Source organism: Actinoplanes teichomyceticus ATCC 31121 (genome assembly GCF_003711105.1).
Lineage (GTDB): Bacteria > Actinomycetota > Actinomycetes > Mycobacteriales > Micromonosporaceae > Actinoplanes > Actinoplanes teichomyceticus.
Window position 1 is genome coordinate 6,509,436 of record NZ_CP023865.1, and the last position, 23,104, is coordinate 6,532,539.

Annotated in this window: 21 protein-coding genes and 1 tRNA gene; 10 read left to right on the forward strand and 12 right to left on the reverse strand. The window is 71.9% G+C overall.

The window, feature by feature from the left end; all coding sequences use genetic code 11:
- Positions 1-269 precede the first annotated feature (269 nt).
- From ACTEI_RS28565 to ACTEI_RS28605, 9 genes are all read right to left on the reverse strand, one after another.
- Positions 270-1,328 carry a M23 family metallopeptidase gene (locus ACTEI_RS28565; RefSeq protein WP_122980483.1) on the reverse strand — a complete coding sequence of 353 codons (1,059 nt, stop codon included), beginning with the start codon at positions 1,326-1,328 and terminating at the stop codon, positions 270-272.
- Positions 1,316-2,119: a replication-relaxation family protein gene (locus ACTEI_RS28570; protein WP_122980484.1), complete on the reverse strand. Its 804-nt coding sequence runs from the start codon at positions 2,117-2,119 to the stop codon at positions 1,316-1,318. Before ACTEI_RS28570 ends, ACTEI_RS28565 begins: the two co-directional genes overlap by 13 nt.
- A gap of 68 nt (positions 2,120-2,187) precedes the next feature.
- On the reverse strand, positions 2,188-3,786 hold the full coding sequence (locus tag ACTEI_RS28575) for a type IV secretory system conjugative DNA transfer family protein (RefSeq protein ID WP_122980485.1): 1,599 nt from the start codon (positions 3,784-3,786) through the stop codon (positions 2,188-2,190).
- Positions 3,783-5,168, reverse strand: a complete 1,386-nt coding sequence (locus tag ACTEI_RS28580) for a hypothetical protein (RefSeq protein ID WP_145830988.1) — start codon at positions 5,166-5,168, stop codon at positions 3,783-3,785. The genes ACTEI_RS28575 and ACTEI_RS28580 overlap by 4 nt, the downstream gene beginning before the upstream one ends.
- A gap of 29 nt (positions 5,169-5,197) precedes the next feature.
- Positions 5,198-6,964, reverse strand: a complete 1,767-nt coding sequence (locus ACTEI_RS28585; RefSeq protein WP_122980487.1) for a VirB4 family type IV secretion system protein — start codon at positions 6,962-6,964, stop codon at positions 5,198-5,200.
- Positions 6,961-7,899 (reverse strand): PrgI family protein, encoded by a 939-nt coding sequence (locus tag ACTEI_RS28590; RefSeq protein ID WP_187646012.1) that lies wholly within the window; start codon positions 7,897-7,899, stop codon positions 6,961-6,963. Before ACTEI_RS28590 ends, ACTEI_RS28585 begins: the two co-directional genes overlap by 4 nt.
- Positions 7,896-9,623 carry a TrbL/VirB6 family protein gene (locus tag ACTEI_RS28595; protein WP_122982466.1) on the reverse strand — a complete coding sequence of 576 codons (1,728 nt, stop codon included), beginning with the start codon at positions 9,621-9,623 and terminating at the stop codon, positions 7,896-7,898. The genes ACTEI_RS28590 and ACTEI_RS28595 overlap by 4 nt, the downstream gene beginning before the upstream one ends.
- A 400-nt stretch (positions 9,624-10,023) precedes the next feature.
- Positions 10,024-10,419: a pilin gene (locus ACTEI_RS28600; protein ID WP_122980488.1), complete on the reverse strand. Its 396-nt coding sequence runs from the start codon at positions 10,417-10,419 to the stop codon at positions 10,024-10,026.
- Positions 10,420-10,672: 253 nt separating this feature from the next.
- Complete coding sequence (locus ACTEI_RS28605) at positions 10,673-11,485, reverse strand: hypothetical protein (protein ID WP_122980489.1); 813 nt, start codon at positions 11,483-11,485, stop codon at positions 10,673-10,675.
- 728 nt (positions 11,486-12,213) lie between these two features.
- Here ACTEI_RS28605 and ACTEI_RS28610 point away from each other — a divergent pair.
- The 4 genes from ACTEI_RS28610 to ACTEI_RS28625 all read left to right on the forward strand — a co-directional run bounded on the left by ACTEI_RS28610 (position 12,214) and on the right by ACTEI_RS28625 (position 15,406).
- The gene (locus tag ACTEI_RS28610; RefSeq protein WP_122982467.1) at positions 12,214-12,894 is read left to right on the forward strand and encodes a hypothetical protein; all 681 of its coding nucleotides are present in this window, start codon (positions 12,214-12,216) and stop codon (positions 12,892-12,894) included.
- Between the two features lie 193 nt (positions 12,895-13,087).
- Positions 13,088-13,951, forward strand: coding sequence for a TRM11 family SAM-dependent methyltransferase (locus ACTEI_RS28615; protein WP_122980490.1), 864 nt, complete (start codon positions 13,088-13,090; stop codon positions 13,949-13,951).
- Positions 13,948-14,220 carry a helix-turn-helix domain-containing protein gene (locus tag ACTEI_RS39235; RefSeq protein WP_122980491.1) on the forward strand — a complete coding sequence of 91 codons (273 nt, stop codon included), beginning with the start codon at positions 13,948-13,950 and terminating at the stop codon, positions 14,218-14,220. The genes ACTEI_RS28615 and ACTEI_RS39235 overlap by 4 nt, the downstream gene beginning before the upstream one ends.
- A 79-nt stretch (positions 14,221-14,299) precedes the next feature.
- Positions 14,300-15,406, forward strand: coding sequence for a site-specific integrase (locus ACTEI_RS28625; RefSeq protein WP_122980492.1), 1,107 nt, complete (start codon positions 14,300-14,302; stop codon positions 15,404-15,406).
- A gap of 165 nt (positions 15,407-15,571) precedes the next feature.
- Here the strand turns inward: ACTEI_RS28625 and ACTEI_RS28630 are convergent.
- Both ACTEI_RS28630 and ACTEI_RS28635 read right to left on the reverse strand, forming a co-directional pair.
- Positions 15,572-15,643, reverse strand: a tRNA-Val gene (locus ACTEI_RS28630).
- A gap of 66 nt (positions 15,644-15,709) precedes the next feature.
- Positions 15,710-16,117 (reverse strand): TIGR02611 family protein, encoded by a 408-nt coding sequence (locus tag ACTEI_RS28635; RefSeq protein WP_122980493.1) that lies wholly within the window; start codon positions 16,115-16,117, stop codon positions 15,710-15,712.
- Positions 16,118-16,393: 276 nt separating this feature from the next.
- Between ACTEI_RS28635 and ACTEI_RS28640 the strand changes: the two genes are divergently transcribed.
- The 4 genes from ACTEI_RS28640 (at position 16,394) to ACTEI_RS28655 (ending at position 18,830) form a co-directional block, all read left to right on the forward strand.
- A complete protein-coding gene (locus tag ACTEI_RS28640) occupies positions 16,394-16,825 on the forward strand; it encodes an SsgA family sporulation/cell division regulator (protein WP_020514863.1) in 432 nt (143 codons plus the stop codon).
- A gap of 347 nt (positions 16,826-17,172) precedes the next feature.
- The gene (locus ACTEI_RS28645; protein WP_372443315.1) at positions 17,173-17,916 is read left to right on the forward strand and encodes a helix-turn-helix domain-containing protein; all 744 of its coding nucleotides are present in this window, start codon (positions 17,173-17,175) and stop codon (positions 17,914-17,916) included.
- A 206-nt stretch (positions 17,917-18,122) separates the two neighbouring features.
- The gene (locus tag ACTEI_RS28650; RefSeq protein ID WP_122980495.1) at positions 18,123-18,578 is read left to right on the forward strand and encodes an RrF2 family transcriptional regulator; all 456 of its coding nucleotides are present in this window, start codon (positions 18,123-18,125) and stop codon (positions 18,576-18,578) included.
- 72 nt (positions 18,579-18,650) lie between these two features.
- On the forward strand, positions 18,651-18,830 hold the full coding sequence (locus ACTEI_RS28655; protein ID WP_122980496.1) for a DUF4236 domain-containing protein: 180 nt from the start codon (positions 18,651-18,653) through the stop codon (positions 18,828-18,830).
- Here the strand turns inward: ACTEI_RS28655 and ACTEI_RS28660 are convergent.
- Positions 18,825-19,724 carry a hypothetical protein gene (locus ACTEI_RS28660; RefSeq protein ID WP_122980497.1) on the reverse strand — a complete coding sequence of 300 codons (900 nt, stop codon included), beginning with the start codon at positions 19,722-19,724 and terminating at the stop codon, positions 18,825-18,827. The genes ACTEI_RS28655 and ACTEI_RS28660 overlap by 6 nt on opposite strands.
- A 78-nt stretch (positions 19,725-19,802) precedes the next feature.
- Between ACTEI_RS28660 and ACTEI_RS28665 the strand changes: the two genes are divergently transcribed.
- Entirely contained in the window at positions 19,803-21,311 is a 1,509-nt protein-coding gene (locus ACTEI_RS28665) for a fibronectin type III domain-containing protein (RefSeq protein WP_122980498.1), read from the forward strand.
- Positions 21,312-21,402: 91 nt separating this feature from the next.
- Positions 21,403-22,983, forward strand: coding sequence for a tetratricopeptide repeat-containing diguanylate cyclase (locus ACTEI_RS28670; protein ID WP_122980499.1), 1,581 nt, complete (start codon positions 21,403-21,405; stop codon positions 22,981-22,983).
- The last annotated feature ends 121 nt before the right edge of the window (positions 22,984-23,104 follow it).

The window sequence follows — 23,104 nt, forward strand, 5'->3', positions numbered from 1 at the left end:
GATCGCGGCTCGTACGTGGATGGGAATGCCGCACCCAATGCCGCATTCAACGGCCCTAGCGCCGTCCCTCTGCCACGTTCGGACGCAGGCCGGTATGCCAGCATGGATGCACGGTGCGGCGCGCGTGCGGGGCCGTGAGCCGGTCGCGGGAACGCCCGGAGTCCTCACGGATCCCGGGGCACTGTCACCTTCGGCCGGGCCGGGCCAGCTACCTCGACTAATTGATGGAGTCCAGTCGATGCGCCGTGCGAAAAATCACTTCAACGGGTTTATAGGATGACCCCTTTTCTGGCCATGAATGGCACCGGGTCGGTGGCGTTGCTTTCCGTTGCCGGGTAGCCCTCGTGGATCTCGAAATGCAAATGCGGGCCGGACGAGTTGCCGGATGATCCGACGTAGCCGATCGGCTGTCCGGCGGTCACGGTCTGACCGACAGTCACGAGGGGTTGGCGCACCATGTGGCAGTACCGGGACACGATTTCGCCCGCGTGGCGCACCTCGGCATACCAGCCACACCCGCCGAATCCCGGGTACCCGTCGGTGTCGCACAGCGTCCGGCCCCGGAACGGGCCATCCCAGGAGCCGCCGCCCGCGTTGCACCGCACCCGCACCACCACCCCGGCGGACGCGGCCCGGATCACGGTGCCTTTGTCGGCCATGATGTCGGTGCCATCATGGCCGGGGCGTTCGGGCGTGCGGAACCCGGACCCGGCCTCACCGGCAACGGGGCGGGTCCACCCGGAGGCGCTCACGCCGCCGCACGCCGGCAGCGTGCCGCCGGTGAACGCCGCCACGATGGCCGCAGCGCGCGGCTCGTGTTTGGCGTAGGCGTCTGGGTACGCCGACCGTTGCACCGCCTGAGCCGTCTCGGTCAGCGGCAGCGATTGCCACCCCGGCACGGTCAGCAACCGCTCGTAGAACTTCCCGGCGGCGTAGTCCGGCGTCATGACCTGTTCCGGGGTGCCCCATCCCTGGCTCGACCGCTGCTGAAACAGCCCCAACGAGTCGTGATCGTTGCCCGCCCCGAGGTGCCCTAGGTTGATCAGGTCCGATTCTTGGAGGGCCGTTGCGACCGCGATCACCCACCCTCGCACCGGCACCCGCATCCGTTGACCGACGGCCACGATCACAGAGGCGTTACGGGTCTGATCGGCGGTCAGACCCGCCGGAGCCGCGCTGGGCGTGATGACCGCACCGGCACACCCCGGCCCGCCTCCGGCACTCCCGCCGCCGCCGAACAGCGACCCGGCCACCCCGGCGGCGGCCCCCGCGATCAAAACCACCAGCGCCACGAAACCCACGGCGACGCCGGTAACTATGCGCCCCACACCGCACCCTCGGCGGGCGTGAGGTCGGCCAGGGTGACCCGCCCGCCGCGCCCGGCGACCCGCCACACCGGCCCCGCCGGGCCGTCGGGCGCGTTGTCGGCGGCGGCGGTCGCCACGGTCACCCCGTCCGGCACCCCGGACCGGGTGAGGTAGGCGTGCACGTTGACCTCACGCGCGCCGTTGGGCAGCCAGAACAGCACCGGATACGCCCGCGCGGGCGGTAACGCGGCGTAGCCGGTGAGCTTCCCGGCGACCCGCGACAGCGTTTCGGTGCCGAGGTCGGCCTCCAACCAGAACGGCACGGCCCGCCCGTCGTCATGCCAGACGCCGTGACCGTCGGGCCGGACGACGGTCCCGACCGCCTCACGGCACCGGGCCTCGTTCCACCACCGGGTGAGCCGGGCCGCCGGGTCGGTGCGGGCGTGCGCGGACAGCGCGACGAAGAACCCGTTGGTGGTCACGAGGTGCGCCAGTGTCGGGGACATGGCGATTCGGGCCGTGGCGTCGCGCACCGCGGCGGGGCGGGGCAGCGTGGCGCCTCGTCCGGCCGCCAGGATGGCGGCGCCGATGGGGCCGAGGGTCCACCGCCAGGATTGCGAGCCGGGGCGCTGGTAGTGGCGGAACCGGTCGAGGATCTCGCGGGTGTAGAGCTGCCCGAGGCGGATGCGGGTCCGGGCGAGGGACGTGAAGGCGAGGGTGTGGATCTGCTCGGTCGTGAAGGTCTTGTGCTGGTCGAGCAGGTCGAGCAGGAGCCGGTCTCGGGGGGTGAGTCTCGTGAGTTCGCCGGCCACGACGGACGCCGTCAGGCGGGCACCGGTAGGGGCAGAGCTTGAAGTGCTAGTGGAAGGGATATCTCTTATCAGTCGGTTCCAGTCCACCAGTGCTCCACAGGGTCCGTGACGTGCGCGTACGACGTGTCATAGGGGGCGTGTTGACCGGCGTGTTCGTCGTCGTGAGCCGCCTCGTGAGGTACCTCGTGAGCCGTCATCTGAGGGGTCACTAGTGACCGCTCGGGGTGCAGGGCGAAGTTGTTCGGCTCCACCGGCGGCTGCACCATCACCGCGGAGGGCTGCTCCTCTTCACCGGCCGGCGGCGCCGTGCTCGCCACGCCGAGCAGCGCCCTGCGGTCGGAGTGCGACAGCCCGGTTCGTTCCCTGGCCGCTGCCCGCAGCACCGCTGCCCGGCCCTTGATCGGCGCACGGGGTGGCTCGGTGTCAGCGGTCGCCGGTGGCACCACCCGCCCGTTCGCCACCGGCCGCAGAACGACTTCGTAGCCACCGAGGCGGATAAGGTCCCCGTCGTCGAGGTAGGGGCGCAGGTGTCGGGCCTGGTCGATGGCGTCGCGCGGGGCCAATGCGAAATAGACCTTGTTGCGGGCGTTGGCGTCGATCGCCGCCGCCATCTCCCCGGAGAGCTGGCCGAGGTACTGGTGGGCCAGGACGAACGAGGTGTGCAGGCCGCGGGCTTCGGCGAGGGCGTCATCGATGCCGATCGGCAGGTGCAGGAAGTTGTGGCACTCGTCCAGCACGACCATCGCGTCCGGGCGCTCGTTCTCGGGGATGCGGGCGCGGGCGGTGGTGGCCTGCCACAGCCCGGCCAGCAGCAGCGAGCCGATTAGGCGGGTGCCGTCCTCGCCGATGACGCCTTTGGGTAGCCGGCACAGCAGCACGCCGCCGTCGAGGATGTCGGCGAAGGAGAACGTGGTCGCCGGGACTCCGAACAGCGAGTTCGCCATCGGGTGCGCCAGCACCAGGCGCAGCCGCGACAGCAGCGGCGCGACGAGCCCGGCACGCTGCCCGGCGGGCAGGCTGTCGAAGCCTTCCCAGAACTCGCCGAGGGTGTTGCCCTCCCACGCCTTGATCGCGTTGGTTACTGCCTTGACCCGTGCGGCCCGCCACGCGGTGTCGGACAACAGTCGCGGCAACTGCGCGAGGGTGGAGCCTTCCAGATGGGCCAGGGTGAGCAAGGCGTGATAGCAGATGTCGGCGGAGCGATGGCCCCACCAACGCGCCCACACCTTGCTCATGACGGAGGTGAGGTTGGCGGCCACGTCGTGCGGGGTGCCGCCGTGCACGGCCGGATCCAAGAGGTTGATCGCCGGGGGCGCGTGCCGCTCGTCCGGGTCGATGAGCACCAGGCGGTCACCAGCAGACTCGGGCAGCCGGTCGAGCAGGTCGCGGATCAGGTCGCCCTTGGCCGGGTCGAACGCCGCAACCCCTCGGCCCGCCTCGACATCGTCGAGGATCATGTTCATCAGCAGGGTGGTCTTGCCGGTGCCGGTCGGGCCGAGCGCGTGCACGTGGTAGCGGCAGTCATCCAGCGAGATGCCGATCCTCGTGCGGGGGCCGGCGTTGGCGACCCCGATGACTTTGCCGCCGAGGCCGTACCGCTCATCGACGGGAACAAGGTTCAGGCGGCGCTCCGGCGAAGCCGTGGCCGGGTTGATGGGTGCGGTCACGGAATGCTCCAAGCGGTCGGCGGGTCCTCGTCGGTGCTGCCCGGATTCGGCGAGCCGGTCCGCTTCGCACGTGTGGGGCGTTGGCTGGCGGGTCCGGCGCGGAAGACGTCGCGGTTGCCGGGTCGGCGCCGCGACGCAGCAGCCGGGAGGCCGTAGGCGGCCGGTTCCGCCGGGAGCCCGGCGAGAGCGGCGGCCTCGGCGACGGCGGCGACGCTCATCCGGGACTCAGGCACCCATCGCTGCGCCGCCACGGTGCTACCGCCTCGCAGACGCCGGCGGGCGAAGTGCGCCGACAGCAGCCCGAACCCGCTTGTAATGTCGGCCGCTGCCGCCAGGGCGGCGGCCTTCGTCGGCCCCGCTCCGGTGGCGTAGATGGCGACGAGCAGGTGCGGCGCGGCGTTGGACTTGGCCCGTGCCTGCCGCGCCAGCTCGGCCAGATACGGGTCGGTTCTGCCGATCGGATTGCGGCGGGTCGTCGGGCCGGGAGTGACCACGTTGAGTACGCCGAGGATGAGTGCCCGCAGTCCGTCGGCCAGCAGCCCTACCGCGCGGGAGGCTCCCCGCGCTTTGCGGGCACGTTCGGGGTGGGTGGCGGCCTGGCGCAGTATCCGTGTCCGGCGATGGGGGGCGCGGCTGATGTGGACTTGCAGCAGGCCGCCGCCGGTGCGCCCCGCCGAGGCGAGCCCGTCATAGACCGCCCGGAGCCGGTCCTCGTCCGGCGGCGCGGTCTCCCAGTTCCTCGAGCTGGCCGTGGTGGTGTCGTCTACCAGCGGCAACCAGTCCGGCTGTGTCGGCAGCACCGTGAGCGTGGTCGCGGTCCCGCCCGGCACTCTCGGCGGGGCGGTCTGCTCGGCGCGTACGCCCGGCCAGGCCCGTTGCAACAGGCGCAGCACGGCGGTCGGGTTCACTCCGGGCGGTAGCCACATCCCTACGCGCATGCCGTGCGGGTCTGCCTCGACCTCCCACACGATGCGGGCCGGGCGCAGCGTCCACCGGCTCGGCGGAGGCAGCGCGGTGGCGAGGAGCTGCCACAGGCCCACGGTGGCGGCCGGAGTCGCGGTGACCGGCGGGATGATCTGCAACCAGCGCGCTCGGGCGGCATGCAGTCGCCAGACCCGGCGTCGCCACGCCCGCCACGCCACCACGAGCGCGACCAGGACCACGAGTCCGGCGAGCAGCAGCGGCCAGCGCTGCCGGACGAAGTCAGCCACGGCGCTGGGGGCCTTCGGTCCCCAGGTGCCGCACAGCAGCTCGCCGAGCACGCCGTCGGGCATCCCGGCCTGGCCGGGCACGCACCCGGCCACCGGCGGCGGGGACGGGGCGGGCGACGGCGGGGTCAACAGCACCGCCAGGGGGTGTGACAACGTGACGAAAAGGGACATGGAGAACTCCGTTCTCGGTGCGGAGGTGGTTAGCGACGGGCGGCGGGCGGACCGGTCACGACCAGCTCGTGCTCGACGTCGGAGGCGAGGCTGTGAAACGCCACCCGCGACGACCCCGAGGCCAGCAGCGCGTCTCCGCGTGCGCAGGAGAGAAGGAACGCCTGCTCACCGTCGGTGAGCCCGAACGCCTCGGCCACGGCGTTGATCGCCTGCGGCGCCTGGCGCAGCAGCACCTGCGTGGCCGCGTTCGAGACGACGGCCCGGCCGACATCGGTGGCGAGCACGTCGGCGGCGTCCTGGGTGATCACGCTCAGTCCGGCGCCGTACTTGCGGGCGCTCTTGGACAGCCGGAACAAAAACTGCGCCCCGAGTCCGGCGCGCAGCATCAGCCACGCCTCGTCCACCAGCACCAGCCGCCGGGTGGAGTTGCCCGTGCGGTTGGCGGTGCTGACGGTGCGCCAGATCACGTCGAGGATGAGCAACGTCCCGACCGGCTTGAGCTCCTCCGGCAGGTCCTTGATGGCGTAGACGACCAGGTGCCCCTCGGCGGCCGTGGTGGTGGGACCGTCGAACAAGCCCTTGAAGCTGCCGGCCACGTACGGGTGCAACCGAGCCGCCAGAGTCCGCCCGGCATCGCCCACGTCCTTGAGCGCCTCGGCGACATCGGCCAGCAGCGGCGCCGGGCGCCGCCAGGTGCGCGGGTCGGTGGTGATGCCCTTGGCCCGGTAGGCGGCCAACACCGCCACGTCCAGCGCGGCGGCCTCCTCCGGCGCGATCTGACCAGCGCCGGACTCCCCGCCGGTCAGCACAGCGACGAAGGTCTGCAGGAACAGCGCACGCCGCACGAGGGCGTCATCGCCGTTCCCGGCCGACAGGTCCAGAGGGTTGATCCGAACCCCGGGGGTGCCGGGCCGGATGATCGTCCCGCCGACCGCCTCGGCCAAGCGGACGTATTCGTCTTCGGGGTCGATGACGAACGCCTCAACCCCCAGGTAGAGGTTGCGCAGTAGGTCAAGCTTGGCCAGGTAGGACTTGCCCTCACCGGAGCGGGCGAGGATGACGGAGTTGTAGTTGGACTGCGCCCACCGGTCCCACACCATGACACCGGGTGAGTGCAGGTTGAGGCCGTAGAGCACACCCATCCCGGTGTCGCCCGCCGTGGTCGGCAGGTCCGGCGACGTGAACGGGAACGCGGCGGCGAGCGCGTCGGTGTCGAACACCCGCTTCATGCCGAGCGCGTCGAAGGCCAGGGGCAGGCCGGCGACCCAGCCTTGAAGCTGCCGCCACGTCGCCGGCGCGACGTCGAGCAGCAACGACGAGGCCAGAGCCCGGACCTCGCTGACCCGGTCGGCCAGTTCCTCTTCGCTGTCGGCGTGCACGGTCAGGTACAGGCCGAGCCGGAACAGCCGGGCTTCCCCTCGGGCGACGCGGGTGGCCAGCTCGGCGGCGTCCGCGGCCGCCGCGTCGAGTTCCGGATCGTCGAGACGCCCCTTCGCGGCGTCCTGGCGCCGGGACGCCTCGAACCGGCCGCGCTGCTTACGCAACCGCCGCGAGGCGATCACGGGCGGGACGGGCTCGATGTGCAGCGACACGTCCACCCGCCCGGGGTAGGCGAGCAGCGGTTCGAGCCAGCCGGGGCCGACCTCGGCCGGGTAGCCGGTCACGGCGAGGGCGGCGGTGTAGCCGTCCCCGACCCGCACCGACCGTCCCCCGACTTCCACGACGTCGGGGGCGCCGGGGACGACCGTCCCCGGCTCGGGGACGGCGTTGCTGCGACGGCGGGAGAACAGGCTCACAGCTCCTCGCTCTCATCAAGCTCGGGGACGGGCCGTCCCCGCGGCGGGGACGGCCCGGCGGAGGGGTTGAGCGCGCCGGCCAACGTGGCGGCGGCGTCGAGCGGGTCGAGGACCCGCGCGGCGACCTCGCAGCCCGACAGCGCCCGCACGGTCTCGGCCGTCTGGTGGGTGGTGTTGCCGGGGCTACGGGTGCTGCGCACCGCGACGGTGACGTGCCGGTGCAGCAGCTCCCGGCGCGCGGCGAGGTCATCGAGGAACTCCGCGTGCGAATGCGCCGCATCTTCCAGGGCCGGATGCGGCAGGCTCGGCGCCCGCGAGGCCAGCCGGTCGCCGAGATGGGTCAGGTCGACGCGCTGGGCGCGGACGAGGATCTGCGCGGGGCCGTCCAGCGAGTGCAGCCAGCGGGCGAACCCGGCGACCAGGCCGTTCTGCTCGGCCGGGGTGCGCAGCCCGAACGCCACCGTGGAAGCGGCCACGAGACCGGTGGTGCCGTCCGGGCCGAGGTCGACCAAGCCATCGGCGGTGATGCCCTTGGCCGGTAGCCGCAGCGGGGCGGGCAGTGGGAGCCGGTCACCCGGCCCCCGCGTGGTGGTCACCCACGCCGGTGCCGGGGTGATCGGGCCTTCGGACGGCACGAGCTGACGCGGTGCCCGCCGGTGCCGCCACGCGGCGAGCAGCCACACGTCGAGGCCGATCCCGTCGCGGCGCCCGACGGCCAGGAAGAACGCCGCCCCGAGGATCGGCACGCAGCATGCGGCGAACACCAGCGGCGGCACCACGCGCACGAGTGCGGTCCATGCCGCGTACAGCACGAGTCCGGTGATGGTCAGGATGACCAACTGGCGGGCCGTCAGACCGAACGCGACGCGGTCAGCGCGTTCCACGTCGGCGGGCACGCGGGCGCGCATCGGTGCCTCGTCGTCACGGCGGCTCATGACTTACCTCCCTTGGGACGGCGCCGCACCGGCGGCGGGGACGGCGGGGACGGGGCCGTAGCCGGGCTCGGCGACGGCGGGGACGGTGGGGACGACGTGGCCCGCCTGAACACAGGAGTTGCGCTCCCGGCCGGCCGAGGCGGGGACGGCGGCGGGTCCGCCGGTGTCGGTCCAGAGACCGGGGACGGCCGGGCAGCCGGACCGGGCGACGGCGCCGAGCGCGGTGTGGCGGTGGGCGGTGTCGTGGTCACCGGAGTTCGACCGCCTCCCGTGGCCGCCGTACGCGATCGGGTCGTCCGGGATGGCGCCGGGGCGGGTGTGGTGGTGGGTCGCTGTGCCGCCGTGGCTCGTGTGCTCGGGGTGGGCGGGGCGGCGGAGAACACCGGAGTGACGGGTGCGGGTGGCCGGCGCGGTGCACTCTGCGGCTTCTGCGGCGTCGAGAACGTTGCCGCAGGTGGCGGCCCTGCCGGAGTCGGGCTCGCCGGGGTGGGTGTGGCGTTGCTGAACGTGGCCGGGGCAGGGTGTCCGCTCGGCCGTGTGGTGGCCGCCGGTGAAGGGTCGGGGTGCGAAAACGACGTGGCCGGGGCCGGGCCGGTCGGTGTGGCCGTCGGGGTGGCCGGTTGTGGCGGGTTGCTGAATGTCGGTGCCCCGGCGGTGCCAGCTGGCGCCGATAGTGGCGTCTGCGTGGTCGGTGCGTTACTGAATGTCACCGGGGCGGGCGGGGACGGCCGCGCCGGGGCGGGGCGCGGGGTACCCGAACGTCCCCCGGTACGGGAAATGGGCCGAGCGGTGCTCGCCGTCGTTGCGTTGCCTGTGGTGGTGGCCGCCCGTTGGCGGGCGGTCGTCGCCGTACGGGCCGCGCGGGAACCTCCGCCGAGCAGCCCCGCGGCGGCACCGAAGGTCTTGAACATCACGTACGCCTGCAAGAGCTGCCCGATCAGGCCCTGGCTCTGCATGCCCATCGGGGCGAGAACGAACTGCTTCATCAGCCCCGGCAGCTTGGTCAGCAGCCACAGCATCGTGAGGCAGACCAACACTCCGAGCAGGCCCTCCCCGCTGGCCGGCACACCGAGCACGACGAGGCCGCTCGGGGTGAGAAACACCCGGATCGTGGCCAGCACGATCAACGCCTGGGCCAGTTGCAGGCCGAGGCAGGCCGCGAACGCGCGCCACCAGGTGTAGGCCAGGTTCTCGGTCTGGGGCGTCGCGTGGAAGATCAACGCCATCGGCGCGAAACCGGTGAGGACGATCATCAGCGCCACCCGCATCACGAAGGTGACGATCACGACGAGGGCCAGGACAAGCGCGGCGATGACCAGCAGCGCGAGAAGGATGTTCGGGCTTCCCGCGTTGAGCGGCTGGATCAGGATGCCGATCATCGCGTCGGCTGCCGTCTTCGGGTCCACGCCTTGCCCGAGGATCGCGGCGGTCAGCGCGTTAGTGGCTTCGATGCCCTTGCCGCAGATGATGAGGCTGACGTTGGACAGCACCGCACCCAGCACCAGCCGGGGAGCGATCTGCTTGAACCCGTACTGCGATTGCAGAGACTCGCGGGACGTGATGATGAAGGCCCCCGCGATGACGAACAGCACGTAGATGCCGTTCGCGACCACCAGGCACGTCGTCCAGATCGCCATGACGTGCGGGCTCGCGGTCGGGTCCGGGGTGGACAACACGGTCGAGCCCAGTGTCTCCATCACCGGGTTGATGGCCTTCTTCGCCATCCACGCGAAGAAGCTCTGGAGGGCCTTGCGGATCTGTCCGGGGATGTCGTACCAAGCGGGGTCGTCGTCCCCGTCATCGGTGGTCGGGGCGGGAGCCGGGGACGGACCCGGGGACGGCGTGGGCGTTGGCGGGGACGACGGCTCGCTCGGTGTCGGCCCGCCCGGCGGCGGAGTCGGGATCGGGGACGGCACCCCGGGAGTCGGGGACGGTGCCCCGGAGTCGGGGACGACCCGCCCGGCCCCGGAGCAGGTGCCGGGGACGGGACGCCCGCTCCCGGCGCGGGAGCCGGGGTCGGCTCGGCCCACGCCGGCCCCGCGAAGGCGAGGCCGAAGGCCACGCCGAGCATGAGCAGACTCAGCAGCCGTGTCCGGCGGCGCGACTTGGTGAGGTGGGCTGCCATCACGCCACCCACTGACCGACGATGGTGACGAACAGCGGAGCCAGCATCGCCAGCCCGTAGCCGATCGCGGCGGACCTGAGCGCGAGCTTGGCCTTCTCGACCTCGCCGGGATCACCGTTGGCCGCCGCGTAGCGCAGCCCGCCGACGGTGAGGAACAGGGTGGCGACGGCGACGAGGATGCCGACCAGCCAGGTGCGGATGTTGGTGACGACTTGTTCGAGGGACTCGGCCGCGTACGCGGGGTCCGCAACCAGCGCGACAGCGACGGCGGCGCTGGTCACGACGGCGGCGGCCGGAGCCAGACGGCGCACCGTGCGGCGCAGACGGCGGCCGGGCCGGTCGGTGACCGGGCGGCGCGGAGTCGGGGTGGGGCGGTGCAAAGGACGGTGGTTCATGGGACCGGGCACCTCCAGGGCAGCCCCGCCCCACACCCTCGAAGGCGTGGGGCGGGCAGGCGAGCAAGGGGTGGGTGGTGACCTCGACCGGCGCTGTGGCCGTCCTCCTTCGAGAGGTGTCGGCAGAGCCGTTGCGGAGGTGTCAGCGCCGTCGGCGGGGCCGGTCGAAGAAGGTCACCGGGTGCGGGAAAGTCCCGCACTAAGAGATACAGATTTCGGCCCTCGTTTGGACATCGGGCCGTGAAGGTGCAGGTCAGCCCTGGTACGCCGGGTCGGCCGCGAGGGTCATCGTGGCCTCGGCGATCACGGCCGCGTCCTGGTCGGCCAGCGCCCCGCCACGCACCGCCGCGACCAGGCGCTCCTCGGCACGCGAGCGCTCCTTGACCACCGCCCAGTAGCTGCGCTCGACGCGCTCGGCGTAGTCGGCCACCGACACGCCCTCCAGACGGGTGGCGCCGATCAGCTCCGCCTCCGCCGCGCTGATCACCCCGGCCGCCACGGCGCGAGCCAGCACCATGTCCGGGTGCCCGGCCGCCGTCACCGGGGCAAGGACCAACGCGGTAGTACGGATCGGCTCCTCGGCGTTCAACGCCGACCGCGCGGCGGTGAACGTCGCGGACAGCAGCCGCTGCGCCACCTTCGCGCCGCCCGGCTTCACCGTGCGCAGCGCCGCCACGAACGCGGTCAGCAACTCGGCCTGCACGTCACCGGCAGAGTGCCGCAGCCGGTAGGCGCCCTGACGCAGCCCCGGCATCGCGACACCGGCAGCGCCGACCACCCAGGCCGGGCCGCCCGTGCGGGCCTGCTCGATCAGCAGCCGCCACACGCGGTCACTCGTGGTGTAGCCGCACGAGGGGTGCATCAGGATCGCGGCCAGCTCCGACAGCGCGATCCGCCGCGCGGGCAGTCCTCCGCCGAGGGCGGCACCGTCGATCGACAGCGGCTCCGGACCGGTCGTCAGCAGCCGAAACGAATTCGCCGCTACGTCGAAGGGCTGCTCACCGAGGACCAGACGCGGCGCGTCGGCACCGGCGGCAGGCAGCACGGAATCCAGGTACTCAGACATGAAGAATCCCCCGAGAAGTGGGTGTGGGATGCCGGCGCCTCGCTGAGGCCGTCCGGCGGGAACAGCGCCCATCCCGCCACTCGGGTGTCACAGATCATGAACAGCGCGGATCTTGTTCAAGGATCACGGAGTGTGTTCAACCCTCGTGCTAGCTCGCCGGTCGGGACACCGCCCAGCCCCACGCCGCACTCGGCGCCGCGCCCACGTCGAGGTCTTTGAACTGTGTGTTCAACGCCCGCGAGCCGACGTGCGACGACGAGTCCCGCAGAGGGCCAGACGCGCCTTGAACATCGATGTTTGCGCGGACACCGGACGCCACTTGACGGCCATGGGGAGCGCCGCGCGAGACGCGTGTGTTCAACCTCCAGAGAAGCCACGAGCCTGCTCGGGCACCCATTTGTTGATCTCGTTACACCTCGGAGCCGATCTTGTTATCGCGGCTCCTGATCTTGTTCGACTCTGCGGCGACCTTGTTACACCTAGATGATCTTGTTATAGGCGGCGGTCGCCCCTGAAGCGTCAGAAGCCCCGTGCGCGATGCCGAGGCGGCACCACGCACGAGGCTGTGAGCTGCGTGTTTCACCCTAAATGATCTTGTTATTGGTGCCGCGCTCGTGGATCCACTCGGGCACCGGCAGGTGTCACAGGCCGAGGCTGATGTCCAAAACGGCCCCGAAATCCGTATCTCTATATGTCAGCGTTCGTCGGCGGACATGGCCACCGTACCCATGCCGCAGACCCACACCACCGACACCCGCCCGACCCGGGCGCCCGTCGGACTTCTCTTGCGCCCCACCCACCCTCACCGGCCCGCCGATCCGAGCGGGCAAGCACTGCCCGACTGGTACGGCGTCCACCCCGACCACGTCGCGCACCTCATCGCCCGCTACACCCGTGACGGCGACATCGTCCTCGACGCCGACGCCCACCCGACCGTTACCGCAGCCGCCGAGCACCTGCACCGCCACCCCGGCCTCGCTATCACCGACCGTGACTGTTCACGAGGCGGTGCTGAGTCTCTCGACCACCGGTCGGCAGCGACCGCCGGGCTCGTCCTGGCGACGCTGCCGCGCCTGAATGTCGACAGCCGCAACCCGCACGCTCTGAGCCAGGCTCTCGGCGCCTGGCGAGAGTTCCTGCGCCCTGGCGGGTTCCTCGTTGTCCTGCTGACCGCCGGGCCTGGCACGGGTGCGCTCGGGCACCGCTCGACGGTCATCGCCGCCGCCCGCGCCGCCGGACTGCTCTACCACCAGCACATCCCGGCTCTGCTCGTGCTGCTGCCCGAGACCGAGCCCCGCACCGACACCCGGCCCGCCGCTCGGCCTCCGCTCGTCGAGGGCCGGCACATCCGAGCGCATCGAGACCTTCTCGTCTTCGCCACGATCACCCCGGAGGCCGCTGATGTCTGACGCCCCGACGATCCGCCCCGTCCCCGGCCTCGTCCCCACCCCGCACGCGGCTTCCGCCACCGTCCCCGGACCGGTGCCCGGCTACGGTTCGGACCCGGCCGACGCCCCCGCCTCGAACCCCGCCCCCGTTACCGTCCCCGGCGTCGTCCCCACGTCCAGCTCCGTCCCGCCCGCCGTCCCCACTACCGTCCCGATGGCCGCCCTGGCACCGGCACTGCGCGCCGACGGGTCTCCCGGATCGGTGTGGCTGACCGGACAGCAGCAATCTCGGGCGCTACGCCGAGGCCGGTACACCCCGGAGTCGATCACCCATCCGGGCAAGATGCTGCCCACCATCGCCCGCTACGCCATCCACACCTACACCGACCCCGGCGACCTCGTCCTCGATCCGATGGCCGGCATAGGCACCACCATGGTCGAAGCCATGCACCTCGACCGCCACGGCGTCGGCGTCGAGTACGAAGCCCGCTGGGCCGCGCTGGCCGCCGCCAACATCGCCCTCGCAGAGAAGGCTGGCGCTCCCGGCACCGGCGCCATCTACACCGGCGACTCCCGGCACCTGCCCTCACTGCTACCGCCACAGGTCCGCGGCCAGGTCGCACTCGTCATCACCTCACCGCCGTACGGGCCGTCCACCCATGGCCACGTCCGCACCCCCGGCCCGAGGCGCGGGAAGGTTCGCAAGATCCACCACCGGTACGGAGACTCCGACAACCTCGCCTACCGCAATCACAACGAACTGACCGAGGGCTTCACCGAGATCCTCGCCGGATGCCGGGCGACCTTGCGACCCGGCGGGCACGTCGTCGTCACCGCCCGCCCTTACCGGCGCCACGGCGAACTCATCGACATCCCCGGCATGGTCGTCGCCGCCGGACATGCCGCCGGGCTCGAACTGGTCGAGGAATGCGTCGCGCTGATGGCCGGCGTCCGCGACGGAGTCCTCGTACCTCGAGCGTCCTTCTTCCAACTGAAGAACGTCCGCGACGCCATCGGCAGCGGAGACCCCCAATGGATCCCGCAGCACGAAGACGTCCTGATTCTGCGGGTCGGATGAGCCGGTCCGCGGAAGCCGCGTCCGGCTCAACCGGCCAAGCTGCACCACCCGATCCATCGGTTCTTCTCTACACGGCGGAGCAAGCCGCCGCACTCCTGCAAATCAGTCCATGGTGGCTCCGCCGGAAGGCAACGGCCCGCCAGGTGCCGTGCACCTTCATCGGCAGGTACCTGCGGTTTTCGACGGCGGACCTTGAACACCTCATTCGAGCGAGCGTTCGCCCCGCTACGAGCAGAGCCGGGCACTCCACACCAGATCAACGGGCTTGATCCCGCCGCCATCTGGCACGTCCATGGGGTCTGACCGCTACCACGGTCGCCCCCTTCCGCACGACAGCAAGGAGCCAACATGGCATGGGTAGAAAAACGCGGTGACGGCTACCGGGTCCGTTACCGACGGCCCGACGGCAGGGTCGGCACCGACAGCACGCACGCCAGCAAGAAAGCCGCCCAGACCCGCGCCACCGCCGTTGACGCTGAACAGCAGCAGGACACGTATATCGACCCCAGCAGCGGCAAGATCACCCTCCGCGAATGGGCGGACATGTGGCTGAAGATCCACCGTGTTAGCGCCACGACCACGGCGAAGTACAACAGCTATCTGAAGAACCACATCCTGCCGGCCTTCGGTGACACCTCGCTCAACGCCATTACCCGGATGAGAGTCAAGAGCTGGGTCAACGAGGTCGGCGAAGGTCGGGCCTCCTCTACCGTGGTCGACATTCTCGCCCTGTTCTCCATGCTCATGGGCGAGGCCGTCGAGGAGCGGCGCATCAGCGCGAACCCCTGCCGGAGGCTCCGCCCGTCCGCCGATCACAGGCCGGAACGGCCCTGGGCCACGCCAGCGCAGGTCCTCGCCATCGCTAACCACCTGAAACCGGCGGAGGCTCACCTCGTCATCACCGCGGCCTACACCGGCATGCGTTGGGGGGAACTGGTTGGCCTCCAACGGCACAACTGCAAGCTCGACGACGCCCTGATCTACGTGGACCCAGACGTCGGCGCCCTTCACGAGGTCAGCGGCAAACTCGAACTCGGGTCTCCGAAAACTCCAGCCGCTGTCCGGCCCATCCTGCTGCCGCCATTCCTGGTCGCTCGGCTCCGCGAACACTTGGAGAGCCACGACAACTCCCACGTCTTCGTAGGTGAAGACGGCGGGCTGTACCGGCGCTCTAATTTCAGCCGCCGCTTCTGGCGACCCGCCACCGACGGATCGCCTGATGGACTGGTCGCGCCGGTCATCCCCGGCATGCACTTCCACGATCTCCGGCACACCCACAAGACCTGGATGATCGAGGACAGCGTTCCGGAAGCCGCTCAGGCGAAGCGGCTGGGCCATCGGCTACCGGGGGTTCGCGGCATCTACAGCCACGTCACCCCCGTCGTCGAACAGCGCCTCGTCGATGGCCTGCAAAAACGCTGGGAGAGCACCGCCAAACCCGAACCCGAGCGGTGACCACATTTGCGACATAGTGGTGGTCAGCCGGGGAGCGAACAAATCAAACTCAGGAGTGGTCAGCAGGACGTGACCGCCGCTGCTCCCCGATTGCTCCCAGAACTATGACAAAACACCCGCCGTCGTGGATCATGACGGCGGGTGTTTTTGCAGCTAGATGCTATGTGGGCGATACTGGGATCGAACCAGTGACCTCTCCGGTGTGAACGGAGCGCTCTCCCGCTGAGCTAATCGCCCTCAACGAGATGGAACTCTACCGGACGGCGATCCCGCCGCGCGAATCGGGTCCCACCCCGCGCCGCTTCAGTGCTCGGCCAGCCAGTCCTGGGCGAACTGGATGAGGTCGACGCCCAGGCTGATCCGGACGGTGGCCCAGACGATGCCGGTCACGAAGGCCATCCCGACGAGGCCGATCAGGGCGCGCAGCGCCAGGCTCTGCCGGGCGATCCAGTGCGTCCAGTTCTTCACGTGCCGCTTGGTGAACTCCAGCAGGTGCCGGGCCCAGGCGAACTCCAGGGCGAGGATGGCCAGCCCGAGGATCACGATGGCCCAGCCCGGGCCGGGGAACGGGATCAGCACGATGCCGATGGCCACGACCAGGCCGCCGAGCACCCCGATGCCGATCTTCAGAGCCAGCCGGCCGCTCGGGTTGGAGCGGATACGGTCGAGCAGACGCACGTCAGAAGCCTTGTCGTCCGGTTTTACACCCATTTCATCCCCCAGTGTCCGGGAGCCCCGTCACTACCCGGGAGGAATGGACGTTACCGGAGTAAGTCAACTGCTGGACCACCCGACGCCGGGCGGAACCGAGTACATGGGCAGAACAGGACAAGATATCTAATTGCGTCCTGGGCGGCGGGGTTTTCGGAACCGTCTTCCCACTACTGGGTGAGATCAGCGTATGGCGGAGCGTAACGACAGGGATCACCTGAGTATGGGAAACGCGGGGTTCACCAGCCTCGCAGCGGTGCCGGGGGGAGTTCGTCCATGAGTACCATTCGTCCAACGACCGTCGAGGTCGAAACCTCGCTGCGGCTCGTAGCGCCAGACGCGACGGCACTGCCGGTGCGCGCCAGTCTTCGCTACGACCCGGCGGACCCGTACGCGGTGCACGTGTTGTTCCACGCAGAATCAGCCGGTGGGGAAGCCGTGAGCTGGTCCTTTGCGCGCGAACTGCTGGTCACCGGGCTCGACGAGCCGGCGGGTATCGGCGATGTCCGGGTGTGGCCGTGGGCCACGCCGCGCGGGGACTTCGTCGCCTTGGCGTTGTCGTCGCCGGACGGCAATGCGCTGTTCGAGGTGCCCCGCAGTGTCCTGGTCCGATTCCTGCGGCGCACCTATGTGGTGGTGCCGCGCGGACGGGAATCCGAACACCTGGATGTGGACGCGGCGGTCAACCGGCTGCTGGCCGGCCGGTGATACGCGACCGACGAGAAGGGCGACCCGCACGGACTCTGCCGGTCCGGCGGGTCGCCCTTTATCCGAGAAAGGTCGGTCTCTCCAAAAAGGGATCGGAATCGGACGTATAGCGAATACCGAGGCACCAATCAGACAAATACCCCGGTCGGTGCAGTAAGGGATGCGTCGATGCCCTCCGACGGTTACCGTCAGGCACGATGTCAGCACTCATTCACCGCGCCGAGCGCGCGTCAGCCTCTACGCCGCCCGAGTGGGCGGGGGTCGGTGCCTGCGCCCTGCCGGTGGCGGCCGGAGCCGCCACCGGGCTGCTCGAGTGCCATGCGCTCGTGCTGAACCCCACTGGGCCCTTGCTAGCCGACGTCGATTTCACTTCCCACCTGGCCGGACCGGGAACCCTGCTCTGGGTGCGCCCCGGGCAGGCCCTCCACTTCGACGTCCCGGCGTCGCCGCCCGCGGCGGCCGGCGACGCCGTGACGATCGTCTTCCGGCCGGGCCTGTTCGCGCCGGACGAGCTTCCCGGCCTGGCGCCCGACGATCCGGTCGGCCCGGCCCGCAGCCCGCTGATCCTGCCGGATCCGGCGGTCTTCCGCGCCGCGATGGACCACCTCGCCGCCGATGTGGCGGGCCCGCCGGGCCGGGTCGCCGCCGCGCTGCTGCGCCACCAGCTCGCCGCCCTGCTGCTGCGGCTGCGGCTGCTGGACGACTCCGGCAGCGATCCCGGCAACGTGGAGGGCCGCACCTTCGAGCGCTTCCGCCGCCGGCTGGAAGCGCGGTATGCGTACAGCCGCCGGGTCGAGGACTACGCCGCCGAGCTCGGATGTTCCGTCCGCACCCTGACCCGGGCCAGCCTGGCGATGACCGGGCGCACCGCCAAACAGGTGGTCGACGACCGGGTGGCCCTGCAGGCCCGCCGGCTGCTGGCGGCCACCGATCTGTCGGTGGCCGAGGTGGGGCGCAGCCTCGGCTTCGGCGAGCCGACCAACTTCGGCCGCTTCTTCCACCGGGAGACCGGGCTGAGCCCGGGCCAGTTCCGGGCCCGCTTCGCCGACCGCCCGGGCGGGATTCCGGGGCCACGCCAGCCCTGGGACTAGCCGAATCGCGAACGGCTCCGGCCGGCTCGTGGCCGCGCCCTTTCCGGGGTACGGCCGGTGGGGCGGGCGCCCCCGGCCCCACCGGTCGTACCGGGAAAGGGACGGACCGTGAGCGTCCGCGGCCGGGACGCCCGTCTTCTGCCGGAATTCCCACATCGCCCTGGGGTATGTGCACCCGGGATGCGGGGGCGAGGCAGAATAGTCGGGTGCAGATCTCCGCGCGCGGCGACTACGCGGTCCGGGCAGCCCTGAGCTTGGCACAGGCCTACCCGTCCCTGATGTCCGCCCAAGCCATTGCCCAGGACCAGGACATGCCTCGCAAGTTCCTCGAGGCCGTGCTCGCCGATCTGCGCCGCGCCGGGGTGGTGCGGGCGCAGCGCGGCGCGGAGGGTGGATACACGCTGTCGCACCCACCGCGGGACGTGACGATCGGCCAGATCCTGCGCGCCGTCGACGGCCCGCTGGCCGGCGTGCGCGGCCTGCGGCCGGAGGAGACGCAGTACGCCGGCGCCGCGGAGAACCTGCCGAGCCTGTGGGTGGCGGTGCGCGCCGCGGTCCGCGAGGTGGTCGACGAGGTGAGCCTGGCCGAGCTGATCAGCGGCCGGATGCCGGCCCACGTGCGCAAGCTGACCACCCGCCCGGACGCCTGGCAGCCACGCTGACGTTTGTCGAAACGTCCGATCGGGAACCGTGCGTGCACCGCACCAATCGTTCCTGCGAAGGAGACGTTTCCGATGGGCCTCGTGTTCCGCAGCCGCAAGAAGATCGGCCCGCTGGTCCTGAACTTCACCGAGAACGGCTTCTCGTCGTGGAGTCTCAAGGTCGGCCGCTGGTCCTGGAACTCCCGGACCCGCGCACACCGCGTCGACCTGCCCGGCCCGCTGTCCTGGAAGCAGGACAGGTCGCGCTCATGACGGCCTGATCAGCACGTCGCCACCGAGCCGGCCGTGCTCCGGCTCACGGGCCACCACCCCGGCGTCGAGCATCAGATGCAGCACCCGGGTCGCGTCCGCGGCCCGGTAGACCGTCTCGGTCAGCGTGAACGTGCGCAGGTCGCTCACCGTCGCCGCCCCCACCTCGGCCAGATATGCCAGGATCTCCCGGCGCAGCGGGCCGGGGTGCGGCCGCAGCGAGATGTCGATCAGGTGGCGTTCCGGGTCGGCCGGGTCACGCAGGCGCACCCCGGCGAACTCGTCGACCGCCCACAGCGCCTCCTTGAAACCCTCCAGGCTCCGGCCCGATCCGGTCGCGAACACCAGCACCTGCCCGGGCTCCTCCCCGGTGGCCAGCTCCGCCGCGGTGACCAGCGGGAAGCCGGCCGCGCGGTACGGCCCGACCGGGGTGCCGGGCGCCAGCACCAGCAGCGCCTCGGCCGGGCGGCCGGCGGCCAGCGCCGCCACGGTGCGCACCGCGGGCGGTTCGCCCGCCGCCCCGGCGTCGAGGAAACCCAGCACGGGTACGCCACTCGCCCCGGCCGCCCGCAGCGCGACCTCGCACCGCGCGTCCGTGCCGCCGCCGACGCCCAGCACGGACAGTCCCGCCCCGGCGCCCGCCTGCCGCTGCACCTCGCCGAGCCGGTCAGTGATCGTCGTCATGTCCTGGCCGACGGCCACCATGGACAGCTCGCGCCCGCGGGCCAGATCGGGCAGGTCGGCGAGCACCCGGACCGCCGCCCCGGCCGCCGCCCCGCCGTCCGCGTCGGCGTATCCGTGCAGGTAGATGGCGCGGCGGCCGCGGTGCAGGGCACCCGGGGCCCACGCTTGCAGGCGCCGGATCAGCAGTTCCCGTTTGACCGTCGTGACAGACATGCCGGTTGTTCTACCCCGTCCACTTCGCACCCCGCGGCACACCCCGGGACTTGTACCTAAGGTAGTCACACGAGCACTATGAGGTACGTGCCTCCACCGCTCGCCGCACTCACCGCCCGGGCCCAGACCCTGACGTCGGCCGGTGACCTCGCGGGTGCCCGGGCCGTGCTGACCGAGATCCTGCGCAGCGCCGACGCCGACCCGCGCCGCGCCACCGCCGAGCTGGCCGTCGCCGCGGCCCTGTTGGCCCGGGTCCTGATCGCCCTCGGCGACCCGCAGTCGGCCCGGCTCTGGGCCGCCTTCGCACACGCCGCCGAGGAACAGCTGCACGGCCCCCGGGACGAGCGGACCATCGCCGCCGCCGCCACCCACGCCGCCGTCCTGTACCGCGTCGGGCAGTACGGCCGGGCCGCTCTGGTCTATCACGACCTGGTCGGCGCGCTGGCCCGGATCGACGATCCGGACTCGCCGCGACTGCTCGCCGCGGAAGCCGACCTGGCCACCGCCGAGCACGCCGCCGGCCACTGCGCGGCGGCCCGGTCCCGGCTGACCGGCGCCTGGCGGCGGCACCGCGACCGGTACGGCGAGGCCGCCCCGGCCGGGATCAAGATGCTGGCCCGGCTGGGCGCGATGGAACGCGAGTGCGGCCGGGAGGCGGCGGCCCGCGAGCACCTGGCGGCCGCCCGGCGGCTCGGCGAGCTGCACCTGCCGGCCGGGCACCCGCTGGCCCGGCAGGCCGCCGCGGTGGCCGCCGGCGAACGCTCCGGCCGGCACACCTGCGGCCGGATGACCCGGCCCGGCCGCGACGACGACACGCAGCCGCGACCCGGCCGGTTCCGCCCGTTCCCGCGCCGTCCCACGGTGCCCGATCCGGCGCGGGCGCGGCCCGGGCGGGCGTTCCCCGCGGCGCCCGACGACACCCTGGACGACGCCATCCAGCCGCCACCCGACAGCCGGGCCACCGACCCGCACGGCACGGTCCACCGGCAGCCGTTCCCGCTGAGCGACCCGAGCCTGCCCGGTGACGTGACCGGCCGGCACGCCCGGGCGGACACCCCGCCACCGCTGCCCGGCCACCGCGCCCCGGGCAGCCGGCCGGCGCCGCGCGGCACCGCCCCGGCCGCCGTGCCGGTCGGCTCCTTCGGCGAGCGCGGCAGCCACCCGGCGCTGCTGGCGGCCGCGCTGGCCGGCGGTGTCGCGACGGCCGCGGCGGTGGTGATCGTGACCCTGCCGGACGCGGACCGGACCGGCACGCCACCGGACGCCCCACCGGCGGGCACCGCCCCGGTCCGGGCGACGGTCGTCACCGCCGGGCCGGGTGCGCCCGGTTCGCCGCAGCGGGTGACGCTGCGGGACAACGGCGCCAGCGTGACCCTCACCTGGGCGTACCCTGCCGCGGCGACGGGCCCGGTGGTGATCTCCGGGGGCCGGGCCGGGCAGGCGCCGGCCGAGTTCCAGCGGCTGCCGACCGGCGCGGCCGACTTCCAGGTGTACAGCCTGAACCAGCGGCTGAACTACTGCTTCACCGTCGCGGTGCGCTGGCCCGGCGGGCTGGCCTCCTCCGCGCCGGTGTGCACCGCCCGGTGAGCGCGCAACCGGTTTGCACCCGGCCGGGACCCCCGCTGCCACCGCGCCACGGGAGTGTTGACGGTCACGGCGACGACAGGAAGCAGGGGCAGTGACGACGGAAACGGCGAACTGTGTCCCCACCGGGCTGGACCAGCTCGGTGCGCTCGAGGCCGCCGTGGCCGAGCTGGAGAGCCGGCCGAGCTCGCAGTTCCGTACCCTGCGCACACCGGCCACGGAGATCCGGCGGCGGGCCGAGGAGCTCGGCGCCGAGGAGCTGTACCAGCGGGCGGAGCTGCTGCTGGCCTCGGTCGATCTGCGCGAGGGCCGGGTCGGCGAGGGCGGGCAGACCGCGCACCGGGTGCTGGCCTGGGCGGAACGCCAGAACTCCCGGCACCTGCTGGCCCGGGCCCACCGTCAGCTGTCGGTCTTCTACCGGTACGTCGGCGACTTCGCCGACGGGCTCAAGCACGCGGTGCAGGCGGTCGCCCACCTCACCGAGGACATGCCGGTCTCGATCCGGGCCCAGCACCTGATGTCGCTGTCGGTGGCGCTGGAGGAGACCGGTTCGCGCGCCGACGGCGACCAGCGCGCGCGGGAGGCGCTCGCACTGGCCAAGGCCGGCGGCGACCACGAGATGACGCTGCTCGCGCTGAACAACATGGTGTACAGCGCGTACGAGAACGACGACGAGCCGGCGGCGCGCGCGCTGGTCGCCGAGATGCACGAGATCCAGGCCCGGACCGGTCACCGGTTCGGCGCCAACGAGCTGGACACGATGGCCCGCGTCGAGCTGATGAGCGGCCACTACGACGAGGTCGAGGCGCTGCTCACCCCGGTCCTGGCCGACCTGGTGGCGGCGAACGAGGGCGACGCGGTCGCCGAGTGCCGGCTCACCCTCGCCCTGGCCCGCCGGCTGGCCGGGCGGTACGCGGAGGCGCAGGCCGCCATCGACGCCAACCTGCGCATCTGCGCGGAGCGCGGGCTGGCCGCGATCCGCGCCCGGACCCGCGAGGAGCAGGCCGCGCTCTACGCCGCGACCGGGCGTTACGCCGAGGCGTACGAGGAGCACCGGGCGTTCCACGCGGAAACCGCCGCGCTGCTGTCGGTGCAGCGCGACGCCCGCGCCCGGGCGCTGCAGGCGGTGTTCGACGCCAACGAGGCGCGCCGGGCCAGCGAGCACTTCCGCGAGATGGCCCACCGGGACGCGCTGACCGGGCTGTACAACCGCCGCTACGTGAACGAGCGGGTGCCGGCGCTGCTGCTGGAGGCGGCCGCCGCGCACGCCCCGATCTCGGTGGCCATCGTGGACCTGGACCACTTCAAACGGATCAACGACACCCTCTCGCACGCCACCGGCGACACCGTGCTGCAGCACGTGGCCGAGCTGCTGGAGGAGGCCACGCCCGGGTCGGCCCTCGCCGCCCGGATGGGCGGCGAGGAATTCCTGCTGGTCTACCCGGGTGTCGGCGCGCAGGAGGCGGCGGTCCGCTGCGAGCGGCTGCGGCTGCGGCTGCGCGCGTACCCGTGGGGGCCGATCACCGGCACCCTGCAGGTGACCACCAGCATCGGGATCACCACCGCGCCGGACGGGCACGGCTCGCTGTCGGCGCTGCTGTCGCAGGCCGACCGGAACCTGTACGCCGCCAAGCGCGGTGGCCGTGACCGCGTGGTCGCCGGCCCGGTCACCTGACCGGTCACGAATGTGAACGCGCGCCGCGGGGTAAGGACAGCCGCCATGCGCCGCCCCCTCGCGATGATCCTCCTGCTCCTGGTTCTGGTGCTGGTCTGCACCGTGGTGGTGAACCTGTTCG

Bases quoted from the DNA above. Each gene is read 5' to 3' on its own strand.
- ACTEI_RS28625 (WP_122980492.1), top strand. From the start codon at position 14,300: ATGGCATGGGTAGAAAAACGCGGTGACGGCTACCGGGTCCGTTACCGA.
- ACTEI_RS28635 (WP_122980493.1), bottom strand. From the start codon at position 16,117: ATGGGTGTAAAACCGGACGACAAGGCTTCTGACGTGCGTCTGCTCGAC.
- ACTEI_RS28610 (WP_122982467.1), top strand. From the start codon at position 12,214: ATGCCGCAGACCCACACCACCGACACCCGCCCGACCCGGGCGCCCGTC.
- ACTEI_RS39235 (WP_122980491.1), top strand. From the start codon at position 13,948: ATGAGCCGGTCCGCGGAAGCCGCGTCCGGCTCAACCGGCCAAGCTGCA.
- ACTEI_RS28655 (WP_122980496.1), top strand. From the start codon at position 18,651: ATGGGCCTCGTGTTCCGCAGCCGCAAGAAGATCGGCCCGCTGGTCCTG.
- ACTEI_RS28580 (WP_145830988.1), bottom strand. From the start codon at position 5,168: ATGTCCCTTTTCGTCACGTTGTCACACCCCCTGGCGGTGCTGTTGACC.
- ACTEI_RS28615 (WP_122980490.1), top strand. From the start codon at position 13,088: ATGGCCGCCCTGGCACCGGCACTGCGCGCCGACGGGTCTCCCGGATCG.
- ACTEI_RS28605 (WP_122980489.1), bottom strand. From the start codon at position 11,485: ATGTCTGAGTACCTGGATTCCGTGCTGCCTGCCGCCGGTGCCGACGCG.
- ACTEI_RS28590 (WP_187646012.1), bottom strand. From the start codon at position 7,899: ATGAGCCGCCGTGACGACGAGGCACCGATGCGCGCCCGCGTGCCCGCC.
- ACTEI_RS28660 (WP_122980497.1), bottom strand. From the start codon at position 19,724: ATGTCTGTCACGACGGTCAAACGGGAACTGCTGATCCGGCGCCTGCAA.
- ACTEI_RS28640 (WP_020514863.1), top strand. From the start codon at position 16,394: ATGAGTACCATTCGTCCAACGACCGTCGAGGTCGAAACCTCGCTGCGG.
- ACTEI_RS28600 (WP_122980488.1), bottom strand. From the start codon at position 10,419: ATGAACCACCGTCCTTTGCACCGCCCCACCCCGACTCCGCGCCGCCCG.
- ACTEI_RS28665 (WP_122980498.1), top strand. From the start codon at position 19,803: ATGAGGTACGTGCCTCCACCGCTCGCCGCACTCACCGCCCGGGCCCAG.
- ACTEI_RS28595 (WP_122982466.1), bottom strand. From the start codon at position 9,623: ATGGCGAAGAAGGCCATCAACCCGGTGATGGAGACACTGGGCTCGACC.